The sequence below is a fragment of the Parabacteroides sp. AF17-28 genome, assembly GCF_003479205.1.
In the GTDB taxonomy this organism is placed as follows: Bacteria; Bacteroidota; Bacteroidia; order Bacteroidales; family Tannerellaceae; genus Parabacteroides; species Parabacteroides acidifaciens.
Genome location: NZ_QUGV01000001.1, coordinates 337,780 through 356,475 on the forward strand (window position 1 = coordinate 337,780; position 18,696 = coordinate 356,475).

11 protein-coding genes are annotated in these 18,696 nt (G+C 49.3%); 2 read left to right on the forward strand and 9 right to left on the reverse strand.

Annotated elements, in window-relative coordinates:
- Positions 1–207 precede the first annotated feature (207 nt).
- Positions 208–1,995: a translation elongation factor 4 gene (lepA, locus tag DWW90_RS01445; protein WP_115499459.1), complete on the reverse strand. Its 1,788-nt coding sequence runs from the start codon at positions 1,993–1,995 to the stop codon at positions 208–210.
- 85 nt (positions 1,996–2,080) lie between these two features.
- Here lepA and DWW90_RS01450 point away from each other — a divergent pair, with 85 nt between their 5' ends.
- The gene (locus tag DWW90_RS01450) at positions 2,081–4,255 is read left to right on the forward strand and encodes a tetratricopeptide repeat protein (protein WP_122343714.1); all 2,175 of its coding nucleotides are present in this window, start codon (positions 2,081–2,083) and stop codon (positions 4,253–4,255) included.
- Here DWW90_RS01450 and DWW90_RS20600 read toward each other — a convergent pair whose 3' ends face one another.
- The 3 genes from DWW90_RS20600 to DWW90_RS01465 form a co-directional block, all read right to left on the reverse strand.
- Positions 4,256–4,432 carry a hypothetical protein gene (locus DWW90_RS20600; protein ID WP_167451654.1) on the reverse strand — a complete coding sequence of 59 codons (177 nt, stop codon included), beginning with the start codon at positions 4,430–4,432 and terminating at the stop codon, positions 4,256–4,258. It abuts the gene before it with no gap.
- Positions 4,433–4,644: 212 nt separating this feature from the next.
- Positions 4,645–5,523, reverse strand: coding sequence for a carbohydrate kinase (locus DWW90_RS01460; protein ID WP_122343715.1), 879 nt, complete (start codon positions 5,521–5,523; stop codon positions 4,645–4,647).
- Between the two features lie 178 nt (positions 5,524–5,701).
- Positions 5,702–8,437, reverse strand: coding sequence for a substrate-binding domain-containing protein (locus DWW90_RS01465; RefSeq protein ID WP_122343716.1), 2,736 nt, complete (start codon positions 8,435–8,437; stop codon positions 5,702–5,704).
- A 97-nt stretch (positions 8,438–8,534) separates the two neighbouring features.
- On the opposite strand from DWW90_RS01465, the gene DWW90_RS01470 reads away from it, so the two are divergent.
- Entirely contained in the window at positions 8,535–9,014 is a 480-nt protein-coding gene (locus DWW90_RS01470) for a WbuC family cupin fold metalloprotein (protein WP_122343717.1), read from the forward strand.
- Here the strand turns inward: DWW90_RS01470 and DWW90_RS01475 are convergent.
- The 5 genes from DWW90_RS01475 to DWW90_RS01495 form a co-directional block, all read right to left on the reverse strand.
- The gene (locus DWW90_RS01475) at positions 8,995–9,813 is read right to left on the reverse strand and encodes a peptidylprolyl isomerase (RefSeq protein WP_122343718.1); all 819 of its coding nucleotides are present in this window, start codon (positions 9,811–9,813) and stop codon (positions 8,995–8,997) included. The two genes, DWW90_RS01470 and DWW90_RS01475, sit on opposite strands and share 20 nt — an antisense overlap.
- 31 nt (positions 9,814–9,844) lie before the next feature.
- The gene (locus DWW90_RS01480) at positions 9,845–11,677 is read right to left on the reverse strand and encodes a U32 family peptidase (protein WP_122343719.1); all 1,833 of its coding nucleotides are present in this window, start codon (positions 11,675–11,677) and stop codon (positions 9,845–9,847) included.
- The gene (gene metA / locus DWW90_RS01485) at positions 11,674–12,606 is read right to left on the reverse strand and encodes a homoserine O-succinyltransferase (protein ID WP_122333163.1); all 933 of its coding nucleotides are present in this window, start codon (positions 12,604–12,606) and stop codon (positions 11,674–11,676) included. Before metA ends, DWW90_RS01480 begins: the two co-directional genes overlap by 4 nt.
- 98 nt (positions 12,607–12,704) lie before the next feature.
- Positions 12,705–17,186, reverse strand: a complete 4,482-nt coding sequence (locus tag DWW90_RS01490) for a multidrug efflux RND transporter permease subunit (protein ID WP_122343720.1) — start codon at positions 17,184–17,186, stop codon at positions 12,705–12,707.
- Entirely contained in the window at positions 17,183–18,352 is a 1,170-nt protein-coding gene (locus DWW90_RS01495; RefSeq protein WP_115499449.1) for an efflux RND transporter periplasmic adaptor subunit, read from the reverse strand. Before DWW90_RS01495 ends, DWW90_RS01490 begins: the two co-directional genes overlap by 4 nt.
- Positions 18,353–18,696 lie beyond the last annotated feature (344 nt).

The following is an 18,696-nucleotide window of genomic DNA, read 5'->3' on the forward strand; positions in this document are numbered from 1 at the left end:
ATCAGAATGCGGGGAAGACTCTGTTCCGGTTTGACAAATGTCATGTTTTTGGGACGGGCTGCGCAGGCCACTGGATTGTTTGTCACGAAAAGCGCAATTCCGGTAGCGAAAAGTCAAATTAAAATCGTACATTTTTTGAGGTGAAATAGAAAAACAGGGGGTTATTGTAAAAAAAGGGATGAATCCAAGATCCATCCCTTTCTATTTTTAATCCAATTTCAATACAGCGAGGAATGCTTTCTGCGGGACCTCGACCGTACCGATTTGCTTCATTCGTTTCTTTCCTTCTTTCTGTTTTTCCAGCAACTTTCGCTTACGGGAAATATCACCTCCATAACATTTGGCCGTCACATCTTTCCGGACTGCCTTGATGGTTTCGCGGGCGATAATCTTGGCACCGATAGCGGCCTGGATAGCAATATCGAACTGCTGTCGTGGAATCAGTTCTTTCAGTTTTTCACACATACGGCGGCCGAACGTAACGCTGTTGTCCACATGGGTTAACGTGGAAAGTGCATCCACCGGTTCGCCGTTCAGCAGGATATCGAGCTTAACCAGCTTACTGGGACGGAAGTCATGGATGTGATAATCAAACGATGCATATCCTTTGGAAATACTCTTCAGCTTATCATAGAAATCAATCACAATCTCACCCAACGGCATATCGTAATGAATCTCCACACGGTCACCAGAAATATATTCCTGCTTAAGCAATATACCGCGTTTACCCAGACAAAGTGTCATGATAGGACCGATAAAAGTGGTATTGGTAATGACAGACGCGCGGATATACGGTTCGTCGATATGATCGATCAGCGTAGGATCGGGCAAACCGCTCGGATTATGCACTTCCGTACAAACGCCCTTCTTATCGTAAACCTTATAAGACACGTTCGGTACAGTCGTGATCACATCCATATTGAACTCACGATCCAGACGCTCCTGTACAATCTCCATATGCAACAATCCTAAGAAACCGCAACGGAAACCAAAGCCCAACGCTGCTGAACTTTCCGGCTGGAAAGTCAACGAGGCATCGTTCAACTGGAGCTTCTCCAAAGAAGCGCGCAAGTTCTCGAAATCTTCACTGTCGATCGGATAGACTCCGGCAAACACCATCGGCTTCACTTCCTCAAATCCGGAAATCGCCTCTTTGGCAGGACGGGCGACATGGGTAATCGTATCTCCCACACGCACTTCACGGGAAGTCTTGATACCGGATATGATATATCCCACATCCCCTGTACGAATCTCATCACGGGGAGACATTGTCAACTTCAATACACCCACCTCGTCGGCGTCATACTCTTTACCGGTTGCAATAAACTTGACATGGTCCCCTTTCCGGATCACACCGTTCACAACCTTGAAATAAGCGATAATACCGCGGAACGAATTAAAGACAGAGTCGAAAATCAAACACTGCAAAGGCGCTTCCGGATCCCCTTTAGGCGCCGGAACTTTTTCTACGATCGTATTCAATATGTCATAAACACCCTCTCCTGTCTTACCGCTGGCCCGGAGAACATCTTCGCGCGGGCAGCCTAAGAGTTCGACAATCTGGTCTTCCACCTCATCCGGCATAGCACTCGGCAGGTCTATCTTATTCATTACCGGAATGATCTCCAGATCATTTTCAATTGCCATATACAAATTGGAAATGGTCTGTGCCTGAATGCCCTGAGCAGCATCGACAATCAGCAAAGCGCCTTCGCAAGCTGCAATCGAACGGGAAACTTCATACGAAAAGTCGACATGCCCCGGAGTATCGATCAGATTCAGGATATATTCTTCTCCTTTATAGTTATACTTCATCTGGATGGCATGACTCTTGATTGTAATGCCTCGTTCACGCTCCAGGTCCATATCATCCAGCACCTGAGCTTGCAAGTCTTTGCCTTCTACTGTCTTGGTGTACTCAAGCAAACGGTCGGCCAAAGTACTTTTACCATGGTCAATATGAGCAATAATACAGAAATTGCGGATATTCTTCATCTGCTAAATTTATTTAGGTGCGCAAAGATAGGAAATTTAGCCTAAATTGTTATACTTTTGGCATACCATTTGTTGTTAATAATATATGACACTACAAGAAATAAACAAAGCATATAACCGCATAGTCGGTTCATTGGACAGTAAGGAATTGAAGAATGCTTTCGATTCCCTACAGGCTCTTATTGCGGGAAGCCGGGAATATTCTTTTCAGGATAAGCTCAACGAATTGCAGGATACTTACAAATATATGTTACGTTACCGGATCGAAGGCGCGAAAGACCCGATGCAGGAACAGATATACAACAACCTGCAGGCTTCCACTTACGAATTGGCGGACTCGGTCAGACAAAAAGCGCTCGCCATCGAATCTCCACTGAGCTATTACAGCCGGCGCAGGAACATCTCCGTGCAGCCTCCGTTTACTTACGCACAGATTCACAACCAGTTGATCCTGGAATATGAGGCCGGAAAGCACCGGGAATGTGATGCATTCAACATCAGTATATTCAGTAAAATATGGGTATCGGGCTTTCTCAAACAGGAAGAGGCAAACGAGATCCGCGATATGCTTCTGGACGAGGCGTTGCCATTCATTACCGGCTGCCAGATCGTTTCCGCTTTATTTTTAGGATTACAGGAAGTATTTGACAAGGAAAAAGCGCTTTTGCTGTTTGACGCAGCCAGTCATCCGAACGAGGAAATCAAGGTCCGGGCTTTAATATCAATCCTGATAACGTTATATACATACAGGAAACGTACGGCTTTATATCCGCAAATAGCCAACCGCCTGGCTGCCTTAGCCGAGGTTCCGGGCTTTACCAAAGCGCTCCGGACTATCACTTTGCGCTTCATCCTGGCTCGTGAAACGGAAAAGATCACCCGTAAACTCCAGGATGAGATCATTCCGGAAATGATGAAGCTAAGCCCGAAGATCAGTAACAAGATCAACCTGAAGGACCTAACCCCGGAACAGCTTGGAGAAGAAATGAACCCGGAATGGGAAAGCTTTTTCGCAGACAGCAATTTAGGCAAAAAGATGGAAGAATTCGGGGAACTCCAGCAGGAAGGAGCAGATGTGATGCATTCGACCTTTATCCATTTAAAGAATTACCCGTTTTTCCATGAATTAAGTAACTGGTTGCTTCCTTTTACAATCGAACATTCCTCTTTCGATGATCAATTCAACCAGGACAACGAAGCGGAAAAGCAGATGCTGGATTCGATGACCTTGGCGGCATTCATGTGTAACTCGGATAAGTATTCGCTTTATTTCAGCATGATGCAGTTGCCGAAAGAGGCACGGAAGATGATGATGCACCAGTTTGACAGCCAGGCATCGGAAATGATCCAACAGAACAAGGAGGAACTGATCAGCAAGCGGGGCAAACAGGATACGATAATCAGTCAATACATACAGGACCTCTATCGTTTCTTCAAGCTCTATCCGGGACATCTGGATTTTACGGACATCTTTACGCTGCCGCTCGACTTCCATAACCTGGAAATCCTGCGTCCTTACATATCGGATAAAGAAAGTCTTACGACGATTGCCGAATACTATCTGCGCAAGAACTATTTCTGCGACGCGCTGACTATATTCAACCAATTGGCTGAAATCGATCCGAACAGCGACATTCTGTTCCAGAAGATCGGCTATTGCAAGCAAATGGAAGGAGACCTGAACGGGGCATTGGACGCTTATCTGCATGCCGACCTGCTGAATTCGGAAAGCAAATGGGTGATCCGCCGGATCGCCGGCTGCTACCGTTCGCTTAAGCAACCGGAGGAAGCGTTGAAGTATTACCGCCGGTATGAAGCACTGAATCCGGACAATTTGTCGGTTCAAATCAGTATCGGCCACTGCCACCTCGAACTGAAAGACTATAATGAAGCATTAAAATGTTTCTTCAAGGTTGACTATTTAGACAGCAAAAGCCATAAAGCCTGGAGACCGATCGCATGGTGCTCCTTCCTTACGGGCAAATACGACCAGGCACGAAACTACTACAAAAAGATATTGGACAACCAGCCGAATGCACAAGACTTTCTGAATGCCGGACATACAGAATGGGCATTGCAGAATATTAAAGGTGCACTTGCCCATTACCAGCAAGCCGTACAGATAGAGAACATCAACTTCAGCAAGTTCCAGGAACAATTCGGCCAGGACATTCCCGATCTGTTGATTGCCGGCATCGAAGAGACAGAAGTGGCCCTGATGCTGGACCAGTTAAGATACAAGATAGAGGGTGCTTTATAATCACCCTCTGCTTCCTAAACTACTCGTATCCGGATTCAGTTCCTTTACTGCATCCTTTACTTCTTTATCACTTATCGGATCAGTAACAGCGATTTGTTGTACGGGATATTGTTCTTTTTCCCGGTCTAATGCTTTCGATTCGGCATTTTCCGTAATCTTGGTAAGATCTTCGTTCATATTCATTCATTTTTTATGTTTCTATAGCTATTCAACAACAGAAATGGCCCGGAAGTTCCGAGCCATTCAATCAACCAAAACAAAAAAACCTAAAAACCTAAACATCAACCATCTTTTTCTTCTTGTTATACTACGAGTTAAGGCATCCAATTAACTAAACAATCTTTTTACCTAAAAACTTAATCTACCAAATTATATATTTTCCCAATTAATTACTTTTCATAAGCCGGCCATGCTCCTTCTTTCGTGCAAACATAAGCGGCAGTCTTGACTGCAAACTCATGTGCTTCTTTCAATGAAGCCCCTTTCAGCAGCGAGATGATCAGCGCTCCCGAAAAAGCATCACCTGCTCCGACCGTATCGGCCACCTGAACTTCCGGCGTTTGCAAAGTAGATTCTTCCTTTACGGTATAGATCGTACTATACGAAGCTCCGGCTGTCAACACCAACATACGGAGGTTGTAACGCTCGATGAACCACTTCGCCACTTCCTTGTCTGTACCTTCCAAACGAAACATATCCCTAAGGACAGCCAGCTCTGCATCATTAATCTTAAACACATTCGCCAGATAGAGCGATTCTTCTATCAACTCCTTCGTATAATAATGCTGGCGCAAATTAATATCGAAACAGCGGTAAGCCTCATCCGGTGCAAAAGAAAGGATCGCCTGTATCGTCTCTCTCGACTGTGCCGAGCGTTGTCCTAATGTACCGAAGCAAATGGCGTCTGCCCGTTCAGCCAGGTCGATCGCATTCGATGTCGGTGAAAGGTGATCCCAAGCTACACGTTCATTAATCACATAGTCGGGAATCCCGTTCTGCAAAGTAACCTGTACGGTTCCGGTCGGGTAAGGGACCTTCTCGATCAGATACTGAATAGAGTTATTATCCAGTTCTTTCAAGATTTCATGTCCCAAGTCGTCGTCTCCCACTGCACTGATAGCATATCCTTCCGCACCTAAGCGTGAAGCATGGTAAACGAAATTAATAGGAGCACCGCCTGCTTTCTTCCCCGTAGGAAGCATATCCCAAAGGAGCTCTCCTATACCTACTACGACCGGTTTCTTGTTGTTGCTTTGCATCTGTTTCATTATAGATTAATTGACAAGGATAATCTCGTTGTTCACAATGCAAATGTAGGGACAGATTACGGATACAACGATAACAGATGCTACAAGATTGATAACGCTCGTTACATAAAGCTTTTGTTTTCAAGTATCTTATACGGATGTTACATGAATGTAACGAGCGTTATCGAATGAGGAAGTATCATTCCTTTTCCAGGTATTCCGTCGGTGTAATATTATACACCGCCTTAAAACATTTCGAGAAATAGGCGGGCGAACCGAAGCCGGTCGCATAGGCTACCTCATTCACATTTCCGGCTTTCCGGCGAAGCATGGCAGCCGCTTTCTTCAATCTGTAGTTACGGAGAAAATCGGTCGGCGTTACTCCGGCAAGCTCTTTCACTTTCCGGTAGAGATGGACGCGCGACAGTCCTAACTTTTCACTTCCCTTCTCTATGCTGAAATCCGGGTCGGCATACGACTCTTCGATCAGTTTCAGGAAACGGCTCATAAAAAGGTCGTCCATGCTTTCCGCCTTTTCCCCTTTCACGGATACAGCCGGCGAAGAGGCATCGTGTGCATAGGCCTCACGCAAGCGGGCACGTTCTTCGAGCAGTTTGATAATACGCAGTTTGACGACTTCGATATTAAACGGCTTCCGGATATAATCGTCCGCACCGCCCGCAATACCGTACATCTGCTGTTTGTCGTCGGAAAGGGCTGTCAGCAAAATAACCGGGATATGGCTCAGGACAATATCCGACTTGATCTTGCGGCAAAGATCGAAACCGTTCATCTCCGGCATCATCACATCGCTGACGACCAGCGATACTTCTTCATTCATCAGGATTTCCAATGCTTTTACGCCGTTATCGGCTACCAACACATGGAAGTTCTGCTTCAACTCTGCCAGCAGATAACTCTGGATATCGGGATCGTCTTCCACGATCAGAAGCGTGTAATCGTAGATGCGCCGCAACGTTTCCTGCACTTCGTCCGTATTCAGGTTGGCAACACCACTGGAAAGCTCTGTCACGGAAGGATCGAACGTGCAGTACTCATCATCGAAATGGGATTTCCCCTTCGGCAGGCTGACTGTAAAGACCGTACTCACAAGCGGCGTACTCGCAACACGGATCGTCCCTTTATGCATATGGACAAACTCACGCGTCAGATGCAGGCCGATCCCCGTACCAGTCACATAATTCTGGTCGCCCGTAAAGAAACGGTCGAATACGGAAGTTAGGTTTTCGGGCGGAATACCTTTTCCGTTGTCCTCGACGGAAAGTTCCACCCGGTCGCCTTTATCGGCAAGACGGATCGTGATCGCCCCACCATCCAGCGTAAACTTGAAAGCATTGGACAGCAGGTTTGCGAGAATCTTTTCCATCTTGTCCCGGTCCACCCAAAGCATGACAGAAGGGCAGTCGTGTTCAAAAGTAAACTGCACCTGCTTGCCGGCCGCCATCGTATCGAAGCAAGACTTCACCTCGGCAACAAAAGCGACCATATCGACCTCGCAAACACGCATATTCATCTTGTTGCTTTCCACCTTCCGGAAGTCGAGCAACTGGTCCACCACCCTCTTCAGACGTTCGGCGTTTTTCCGGATAATGCGGAGGTCATCTGCCAGCGGAGAACCTTCGGGCGCCTCTTTCGACAGTTTGCCGAGCGGCCCTAATATCAGCGTCAGCGGCGTTTTAATCTCATGCGTTATATTCGTGAAGAACTGTAGTTTCTGCGTTGTGGACTTTTCGATGTAGCGATTCGCCTCGGCCAGCTCTTCCTTTTGCTGCTCGACCTGCAGGTTCGTACGTTTCAGTTCCCGGTTCTTCCGGCGTACCGACCTGTAAACATGAATGACATAAAGAGCTAACAAAAGCAGCAAGCCCATCAATAAAAGAATGATCCCGACGGAATTCTGCAAGAACGTATATTTGGAGAGCATCTTTTCCAGGTTATCCCGTTGCTGCTCAATCTGGTGCTGGTAGTCCACCACCTGCTCCGATTGTATGAACAACGTCCCGGCATTCTCTTTGTCGATTAAAGCGGAAGATAATATATATTCGCGGGCAACTTCCTGGCCGTTCAGGATTTGCATGGCAATACGGATAGCCAGGCTTCCGCCTGTCGGATAAAGGATAGAAGCCGCCAATTCGCCGTGAGCGACAGCTTCCAGACCGGAACCCCGTCCCGACATGGCGTCTATCCCCATAAAGCGAATCCGTTTCATCAGTTCGGGGTCCCTATCGCCTACAGCCTTGCGGGCAGACAAAGCCATCACATCGTTGTGGGCAAACACGACATCCACCTCTTCCAGAGAATCCAACTCTGCAATTTTCTGTTCTACGACTTCCGGCCTCCACTTTCCGTATATCTCCCTCACCTTGATACGAGGGTCCAGGACATCATGAAATCCCCGATGCCGGTCTTTTGCCGGCGAAGAGCCTTTCAAGCCTAATATTTCCAGGACAGTCGGGCACTGCTCTCTCACCAGCCGGTTCACGAAGAAACCAGCCAGGCGTCCGATCTCATAATTATTACCACCGATATAAGTCGTATATTCATCCGAATCGATCTTTCGGTCTACCAGGATAGTCGGAATGCCGGCGCGATAGGCCTCTATGGCGGCAGGAGTTATAGGTTCAGATTCGTTCGCTGAAATTATCAGTAGGTCCACTTTCCGTTTGACCAGGCTGCGGATCTGCTCCACCTGCAACAAACTACTGTCCGCAGCATCCTCGACCAACAGGGAAAGGTTCGGATATTCGGAAGCCTGCACCTTCATATCCAGCAACATAGACCTGCGCCACGAACCTTCAAGCGTACACTGCGAGACGCCGATAACGTATTTCTTCTCCTTCGGCTCTGTCCTGCAGGAAAAGCAGAATGCCAGAAGCAAGAGCAACAAAACGTAATAAGTAAGAGCTTGTCTCATTGTTTTTTGTTTACAGGTTTGTGCAAATGTACGTAGAAATGGCGTACCAGCCAATAATTATTTCGTACATTAGCAGTCCGACAAATCAATTATTCACATGATACTCATAAACGAAGCTTTACTGAACGAAACGACCGAGCGGGCGAAACAATCGCCCCGCCTGCGTATGAACCATAATTTCCATGAACGCTTGGACGACCCCGTCAACCGGATGCTTAATGCACTGGAACCGGATACGTACATAAGGCCGCACCGCCACCTCGACCCCGACAAGGACGAGATATTCCTTTTGCTTCGCGGCCGGGTAGCCGTATTCCTTTTCGAGAACGATGGAAATATCAGCAGGATGCAGATACTCGACCCCAAAGAAGGAGTATATGGCGCGGAAATAAAGGCCGGAACCTGGCACAGCCTCCTGGTCCTGGAATCCGGTTCTGTTATCTATGAGATCAAGGAAGGTCCTTTCGCCCCGCTCGCTGCGGATCATTTTGCACCCTGGAGCCCGGCTCCGGAAGAGGCAGAAGCGGTAAGGGCATATATGGAGATATTGACAAAGGCTATTTCTGGAACACTTTAGTCGATCTTATCATCACGTCTTTCAAAGGGCGGTCGTTCTTATCCGTCTTGACAAGCGACATTTTCTCGACAATATCGAAGCCGTCCACCACTTCGCCGAAGATCGTAACCGAACCGTCCAGGTGCGGAACGCCTCCGACTGTCTTGTATATCTCGCGCCGATCGGCAGGGATCGTGTAATAACCCAGCACATCGAGGGTATCTTCCAGCAGGACAAGTGCGCGGTTCTCCAACTCCGCCTTCATCGAGTCAGCAGCCAGAGCGGGCTCTTGTTTCTTTAATCTGTCCTGGAAAGTATAAAATAGCCAGTTGCGGCGTATCTCGTTGATGCGGGCTTCTTTCTGCGCCAGCTCTTCATCCGTCAGCTTCTTTCCCTGCACGAAGCAGAACTGCGTTCCGGCAGAAGCGCGCTCGATGTTCACATCGTCGGTTTCCTTGGCGTCGATCAGGGCGCCGCGTTTATTGAAATGGTTCGGCAAAATCTCGGCCGGAACCGTATAGCCGCCATCACCGTCGCCATAAAGGACACCCGGCTCATGCGCTTTGCTCTCCGGATCGCCGCCTTGCACGACAAAGTCCTTGATGATACGATGGAACAGCATCCCTTTATACTCGCCGGACTGGCAAAGTTTGATGAAGTTATCACGGTGAAGGGGCGTATCGTCATACAGCAGGACAGTCACGTCGCCCATAGAAGTACTAACCGTCACGTAAACCGGCTTATTCGGGTCCAGCGGCTTTTCCGCACACGATACCAAGGCTAACAAAGCCACACAAAGTAAAAGCAATTGTTTTCTCATAACTCTTAATCCACAATTCACAATTCACAATTCATAATTCCTGAAACACCTGCATCTGACAGCGTTTGCAGTCAAAGTGCAGCCTGAGACGAGTCTCTTTATAAAGAAGATAATAGGGCTCGCGGTAAGGAGAGCTTTTCTTCTGATAAGTAGGACACCAACCCATGCTGTAGCGCAGGCAGTGCTTGGTGAACATCAGCGGGACATCCTTCCGGGGGGCCAGTTCAAAGGCAGCCTCCACCTGTTCCACACCATGATCCTGATAGAAAGAGCGGGCTTTCCCGTTGGCAACATTTCCTAAATAGCTTAACTGCCGCTCTGGGAAAGGCGCAACCTCCGCCGACTGCACACGACGGACAAGCTCACGCGGATAACGCACACGGCGGGCTTCCAACAGCTTCTCCACTCCTGCCCGGCGCATATCCGCTAACAGAGAAGAAGGGACAAACCAGTTTTCGGACATACTCACCGTCACTTCGGATGCCTCGAAAGGCGTATTCCCGAGCTTAGAAAGCTGCGTACGGATATTATCTTGCTGGTCACGGCGTGCCGGTTCTTTCCCAAACGGTTGGGTGAGCATGATGCGGGCGCCTGTCTCATCCTCCATGCAGAGTGTAAAGCCGAAAGGATTATCCTGGAACTCGATCCGCACGGACAACCGCCGTTCTGCAGAAGGCTTGGCAAGCTCCTTCTCGAAAGCCTGGTCAAAATTGCGGTAAAGCGGGGTCTTAGGCTGCAACACGGGCATCTCCAACGGGAAGACCCGGTTTGCCTCCACCTTGTTCACACGGAATCCTTCCAATTCGCCGCGCCGGTTGAAGAAGACAAGTCCGTCTCCGTTGTTCAACTGTTTCAGTCCGGCGACAGTGAACGAATTTCCTTTTATCTCCTTAACCGTTCCGACAGGTTCACCCAATGACTTAGGCGTATCGAAAGCAGTGATATCGGCTGTTCGTCCCTCTAAAAGGAAAGGAGTGAAGCCGCGATTAAAGCTCTTTTCGGCTACCGGCTCGAAAGTATAGGTGCTACGCCCGGCGGAAGCCCGGCAATATTCCGGACGTCGTGACAGGACAGCGTCTAACTTCTTGCGGTAATAAGCCGTGATATTCTTGACGTAAGCGACATCTTTCAGCCGCCCTTCTATCTTCAGCGAAGAGACGCCGGCATCCAGCAGGGCTTCCAACTGGTCGGCGCGATTCATATCTTTCAGTGAAAGAAGGTGTTTATTGCTGACAATCTCTGTCCCGGCGGCATCCACCATTGTATAAGGAAGGCGGCAGTACTGGGCACATTCTCCCCGATTGGCACTTCGCCCGCTCAGGGCGGCACTCAAATAACATTGTCCGCTATAGCTGACACACAGGGCGCCATGCACGAATACTTCTAACGGGACAGTCACCGCTTCCGAAATCCGGCGTATTTCATTCAGCGAGAGTTCGCGTGCCAGCACCACCTGCGTGAAGCCGGCCGACTCGAGAAACTTCACCTTCTCCGGTGTGCGGTTATCGGTCTGCGTACTGGCATGAAGCGGGATAGGCGGCAGATTCAGTCCGGTAATCCCCATATCCTGAACGATCAGGGCATCGGTTCCGGCGTGCCAGAGGTCCCAGATCATCCGTTCGGCCTCCTGCAACTCTTCCTCTTTCAGGATCGTGTTAAGCGTAACGTAAATACGGGCACCATACAGATGCGCATACTCGCAAAGCTCGCGTATATCCTCGGGCGAGTTGCCGGCTGCCGCCCGGGCGCCGAACTTCGGGGCACCGATATAGACGGCGTCGGCTCCATGATTGATAGCCTCGATACCGCATTGCAGGTCCTTGGCGGGAGAAAGAAGTTCTATTCTTCGGGGAGATTGTTTCATAAATCCTTTAATCGTTCGATATCCTCAATCCGGAATGGCGTTTCCTGGTAGACGTAATAGTTCAGCCAGTTGGTGAACAGCAGATTGGCATGCCCACGCCAACGTACCACCGGGCCGAGGGCCGGATTATTGTTACGGTAATAGTTACGGGGAACGGAGATCGGCAATCCCTTGTTCACATCACGCATATACTCGTCGTTCAGCGTATAAGGCGAATACTCGGAGTGCCCGGTAATGAAGAACTCGCGTCCTCCGCGTGCCATCGCCATATAGACGCCCGATTCTTCACTCTCGGAAAGCAGCGTCAGTTCAGGCACTTTGCGGATGTCTTCACGGCGTATCTCCGTATGCCGGCTGTGCGGTACAAAGAACTCATCGTCGAAACCCCGGAAGATCGGCACATACGGTTCACGCAGGGTATGACGGAACACGCCGAACATCTTAGCCGGCAAGTCGTACTTAGGCACGCCATAGAAATGGTACAACCCCGCCTGCGCCGCCCAACAGATATATAAAGTAGAAGTCACATGCGTACGCGCCCAGTCGAATATCTCGGTCACCTCGTCCCAATAGCTCACCTCCTCGAAAGGCATCTGCTCCACCGGGGCTCCCGTAATGATCATGCCATCGTAGAAATCGCCCTTCATCTCGTCGAAGTCCTTGTAAAACTCCTGCATATGCTCGATCGGCGTATTCTTGGGCGTATGCCCTTTTATCTTCATAAAGTCGAGTTCCACTTGCAACGGTGTATTACTCAACAGGCGGACAAGGTCCGTTTCCGTCGTAATCTTCAACGGCATCAGGTTCAGCACGACAACCCTCAGCGGGCGGATGTCCTGTTCGGATGCACGCAAAGAGTCCATCACAAAGATGTGCTCCTTCTTCAACAGCTCTACGGCTGGTAAATTTTTCTGTAGGTTTAAAGGCATATCCGATTCTTGTTTGTTAGTTGAGGACAAAGATACGAATAATATTTAAAAAGGGCAGACCTGTATGGATCCGCCCCTTTATTACCTTAGATAGTTCGTTAGTTATTATATCCGCCTCCTAACGCCTTATACAAATACACCGCCGACAGCAGTTCATCGAGCATGGCCCGGTTAAGGCTGATCTGGGCATCGAGCTGCCCACGCTGGGCGTCGAGAACGTCCATGTAGCTGGTGACACCGTTGATGTATTGCAGTTGCGCCAACTCTACATAAGTATTGGCGGAGGTAAGGAGTCTCTCGTAAGACTGGCGCACCTCTTTGGCTGTCCGGATGGTGACGATTGCGTTGTTGACTTCCTTGAAGGCGCCGAGGACACTCTTCTGGTAGGCATACACTTCCTGTTCGTAACGGGCGCGGGCGGCTTTCAACTTCGCTTTGTTCTTTCCCATTGCAAAAAGAGGCTGCAAGAGATCGCCGGCAAGAAACCAGGCTGGGCTCTTGATAAAGTCACCCAGTTCCTCGCTCTCGAAACCCAAGTTTCCGGTGAGGCTGATCTTCGGGAAAAGATCGGTCTGGGCAACGCCGACCTTTGCGTTTGCTTCGCGCAAGCGTTGTTCGGCCCCCCGCATATCCGGACGGCGTTCCAACAGGGCGGAAGGCAATCCGACGGGCAGGGTTTCCGGCAAGCGTTGTTCCCGCAACGGCAATCCGCGGGGGATATCCCCTGCATACTGCCCGAGCAAGAAGGAAAGGTCGCTCTCCTTGATCTTGATCTTGCCTTCAAGGGAAGGAACTAACGTTTCGGTACGCGCCAACTCCACCTGTGCCTGGCTATAAGAGGTCTCGGAGGTCAAACCGCCCTCAAACCGCAGTTTTGCCAGACGAAGACCTTCGCGGCGAGCGGCAAGGGTATGGCGAACGATGTCCAACTCCTGGTCGAGCGCGCAGAGTTGATAGTAAGCGGCAGCCACCTCGGCAACCAAAGTCATCTGCAAGGCACGACGCGCCTCGACAGACTGCATATAGGCGGCGGTCCCTGCCTCATTCGCCCAACGGAGGTTTCCCCAGAGATCCAGTTCCCACGACAGTGTCAGTTTGGCACCGAACTCGGGATCGGGCTTCGGATTGTCTCCACCGTAATTCAGGCGTTCCTTCTGTCCGTATATGCGGGCGCCGATCTCCGGGAACTGGTCGGCGAAGGTGATGCGCTTGGCGGCAATCATCTCTTTGATCTTAGCGGCTGCAATCTTCATATCTTTATTGTTTTCAAGAGCAACAGAGATAAGATGCTGCAAAGTGCTGTCGGCATAGAGGCTCTGCCAAGGAATATCATCTATGGAAGCAGTGTCAGCTCCAGCCACAATCTCAGCGGGCAAATCCAGCTCCGGACGAACGTACTTCTTCCCGATCTTGCAGGACGAGAAGGCCAGCATGAAGACAACGAACAAAACCGGAAGGGTCTTGGTTCGACGAAGGATACGTTCCATTCTCACCTTACCTTTCATCTTATAAACAAGAACGAAAAAGAAGGGAACCAAAACAATCCCGATTGTAATGGCAACAAGCATTCCGAAGAATACACCTGTTCCAATGCTATGACGGGAAGCGGAACCGGGACCACTCGCAAGCACCATCGGAAGCATACCGAGGACAAAGGCAAGCGAAGTCATCAGGATCGGACGGAAACGCATCCGGGCAGCATGCAGGGCCGCTTTGACGACATCCACACCGCTATCGACCTGTACCTTGGCAAACTCGACGATCAGGATTGCATTCTTTGCTGCCAGACCGATCAGCGTCACTAAGCCGATCTGGAAATACACATCATTGTGGAGCCCTGTCACCCATATTCCCAAGTAAGCACCCAAGGTCGCTACCGGCAAAGAGAGCAAGACGGCAACCGGCACAATCCAACTTTCATACAGCGCGGCAAGAAAGAGGAAGACGAAAAGGAAAACCAATGCCAATACGAATCCCGTCTGACCTCCGGCTTTCTTCTCCTGATAAGAGAGTCCACTCCATTCCAGGCCGATGTTCTCTGGCAGGTGATCACGGGCAATCTGTTGCATGGCGGCCATCGCTTCACCGGAGCTGTATCCGGGAGCGGCTACAGCACTGATAGCGGCAGTGGTGAACATATTGAAACGCTTGATCGTACCCGGTCCTGTTGTGTAACTGGTCGTTCCGAGAGCGGTCAGCGGCACCATCGAACCGTTCTGTGCACGGACAAAAAAGAGGCCCAGATTCTCACGCGTAGCCCGGTAAGGGGCTTCGGCCTGGATATAGACCTTGTATATACGGTTGAACATATTGAAGTCGTTCACATAGACGGAACCTAAATAGGCCTTCATGGTCGAGAAGATATCCGTCAGGGGGATGCCGAGGAACTTGGCACGATCGCGGTCTACATTGAAGTAGAGTTGCGGAATCTCCGACTGTAAGGCGGAGGAGACACCGGTCAGTTCGGGCGCTTTCGAGGCATAGAGCATAAATGTGTCTGTCGCCGCCACGAGGTTCTCCCAACTGGCATCACCGCGTGCTTCGAGCTGCATTTCAAGACCGCCGCTCTCGCCCAACCCCGGGATAACGGGAGGACGATTCAAATAGGCAAGTATCTCGGGATAATAAAGAAACTCCTTGCGGCATTGCTTCATGACGTCTTCCACTCCCATGCCGGAGGATTTACGCTCTTCCCAAGGTTTCAGAATAACCGTCAGGGTAGAACGGCTTTGCGACGTACCGACACGGGTACTGCTTCCGGTCACATTCTGCACATAGGCTACGGCAGGCAGGTTTTCGAGGAAAGCGATAGCGCGGTCCGTCACTTTACGGGTACGTTCCAGCGTAGCACCTTCGGGCATGACCAGTTCGACGGTGAAGAAGCCCTGGTCTTCTTCCGGAATAAAGCTGGTCGGGATCACCCTGTTCAAGACAAATATAAAGACAATCACCATGCCGAAGCCGGCGAGGATGCGCTTTGGATTGGTAATAGCCTTTTCCAGCAAATGGCCGTACTTATTGTTTCCCTTACCCAACCAAATGTTGATCTTACGAAAGACAATATTCTTTTTCTTCTTGCTTGGCCGCAATATAATAGCACACATAGCTGGGCTTAACGTCAATGCCACGACTGTCGACAGCAAAACAGAGACCACGATAGTGACTGAAAACTGACGGTACAAAGCTCCGGTGATCCCACTAAGGAAGCTAACGGGAACAAAGACAGCTGCCAACACCATAGAAGTTGCGATCAAGGCACCCGACAATTCGCGCATAGCCTTATGTGTCGCCTCCCGTGCAGTCAGGTGTTCTTCATTCATCAGGCGTTCCACATTCTCGACGACAACGATCGCATCGTCAACCACTATACCGATTGCCAGGATCAAACCCAACAGTGTCAGCATATTGAGCGAGAAGCCCATTATCAGCATGAAACCGAATGTCCCGATCAGAGAGATGGGTACGGCTATCGTAGGAATCAATGCAGCGCGCCAGTTCTGCAGGGACAGGAAGACAACCAGGACAACAAGAAACAATGCTTCGAACAAAGTCTTATAGACCTCATGTATAGATTGGGAGATATATTCGGTTGCATCGAAGGGAAACTTGTACTCCAGCCCCTCCGGGAAATTCTGGCTGATTTCCTTCATGGCGTCCTTGATATTCTTTGCTACATCCAGGGCATTCGCCCCCGGCAGCATATAAATACCGAGGATAGCTGCATTCTTTCCATTCAATCCGCTCTCGGTCGAATAGGAAGAAGCCTCCAACGACACACGTGCCACATCACGGATGCGGACGATCGAACCGTCGGGATTGGCACGCACAACAATATCCTCAAACTCCTTAACCGTAGAGAGACGCCCCCGGGCTGTAACCGGCAATGTTATATCGACATCCAAGACGGGCTGTTTACCAAGCTCACCGGCTGCGGATTCACTGTTTTGCTCTTTCAAAGCATTCTGCAGATCCTTCACTGTCAGGCCCATATTGGCAAGCCTGTCCGGATACACCCAAATCTGCATGCCATAGTAGCGGCTACCGATATTCGAGACGCGACCTACACCGGGAATACGGCGAAGGACATCCAATACGTTGATAGTAGCAAAATTACTCAAGTATATTTCATCGAAACGGGGATCGTCAGATAGCAAGCTAAGTGTCATTAACTGGCTGGCGGATTGTTTCTCTACCGTAATACCGTTCTGAACAACGTCGACCGGCAAACGGGATTCGGCCAGCTTCACACGGTTCTGGATTTCCACTGCCGAAAGGTCAGGGTTGGCATTCACATCAAAGGTTACAGTAATAGTCAAACCTCCGGAATTGGAGCTGCTACTCTGCATATAAATCATTCCCGGCGTACCGTTCAACTCTTGTTCGATAGGAGTGGCAACAGCTTGCGAAACGGTCATGGCACTTGCTCCCGGATAAGTCGCACTAATCTTCACTACCGGCGGTGTGATCTGCGGATACTGATCCACCGGCAACATCACCAATCCGATTATCCCGACAATAACGATCACCAATGAAAGTACTGTCGAGAAAACGGGGCGGTCTATAAAGAATCCCGGTTTCATTCTCCTTCCTCCTCTGCTCTTAATGCTTCAATCGCTTTATCGTCACCGGCCTGTATCGGTTGTACCAACATTCCGGGGACTAACTTATGATAGCCTTCGATTACAACTTTCTCATTCTCTCCCAAACCACGTTCTATAACAATATTATTGCCGATTTCCGGCCCTGTCTGTACAAAGCGTTTCTCTGCAACGTTATCCCGGCGGACCACATAGATAAAAGCTCCTCCCTTTTCGATAGAAATCGCTTTACGGGGTACAACAATAGCACGTTCGCGGACATCCAACAATAATTTGACCTTGGTAAACTGACCGGGAAGGAGCTTCCGGTTCGGATTAGGAAGTTCGGCACGAACGCCGAAAGTTCCGGTTTGCGGATCGACGATCGGATCGGCAAAATCAACAATACCTTTCACCGGATATTCGGAATCATCCGCTAAGGTAACAGTCACGGTCGGCTGCCAGGAACGGGTAGAATCCTGCTCACCGAACTTGACGTTACGACGTTCGGCACGCAGATAGTCTAAAGCTGTCATCTTGAAGTCGACCAACACTGTATCACTTTTCACAACAGCCGCCAACTTAGAGTTAACACCCGGTCCAACCAAAGCACCCACATCGACAAAACGCTCACTTATATATCCGGCCAACGGAGATGTGACCGTCGTATAACTCAATTCAAGTTGCGCCTGGTCCAGATCCGCCTTGCTCATTGCGATATTGGCTTCTGCATCTCCTAAGGAAGCCAATGCGTTATCCAGATCCAACTGGCTGGCAGCATGCTGTTCATACAAGGGTTGTAAACGCTCCACATCACGTTTAGCTTTCGCCGCTTGCGCTTCGTTTTTCTTTAGCTGGGCTTTAGCTTTTTCCACCTTAGCTTTATAAAGAGCCGAATTAATAATGAAAAGAGGCTCATTCTGTGTCACTTCTTTCCCCTCCACAAACAACATCTTTTCCAGATAACCTTCTACACGGGCATGTACCTCCACAAAGCGGGCAGCACGGATGCGCCCCACGTATTCACCAAAAATCTGTACATCTTCCTTCGCCGGTTTATCCACTATGACAAGTGGTTTAAAAGGCTCATCCTTATGCCGACATCCCGTTGTTAATACCATTAAGGCCAGTAAAGACACAGCCCCTTTAACCAATCTTTCTCCTACCATCTTCTAATATCTATAATTCACTATTCAACTTACTATACGTCTATCTCTAAAATAAGAATGAAATAATCGTACCATTGTTGCGATTAAGGCGTTAAAAAACATTACATAGCTAATTATTAACACAATAACATTACAATAAAAGAGTCCGTTACCAGCACAACAAAACTCAATTGTAGAATTATTCTACAATATCCACAAAAGAAGGTTCAAAATCATACTTGCTAACTTCTATAAACAGAAAAAGGAACCAATCTTTCGACTGATTCCTTCATTCTTTTCAGCATATGCTTACTTTTAAAACGGCGGCTATCTACTCTCCCACTTTTACGCAGTACCATCGACGT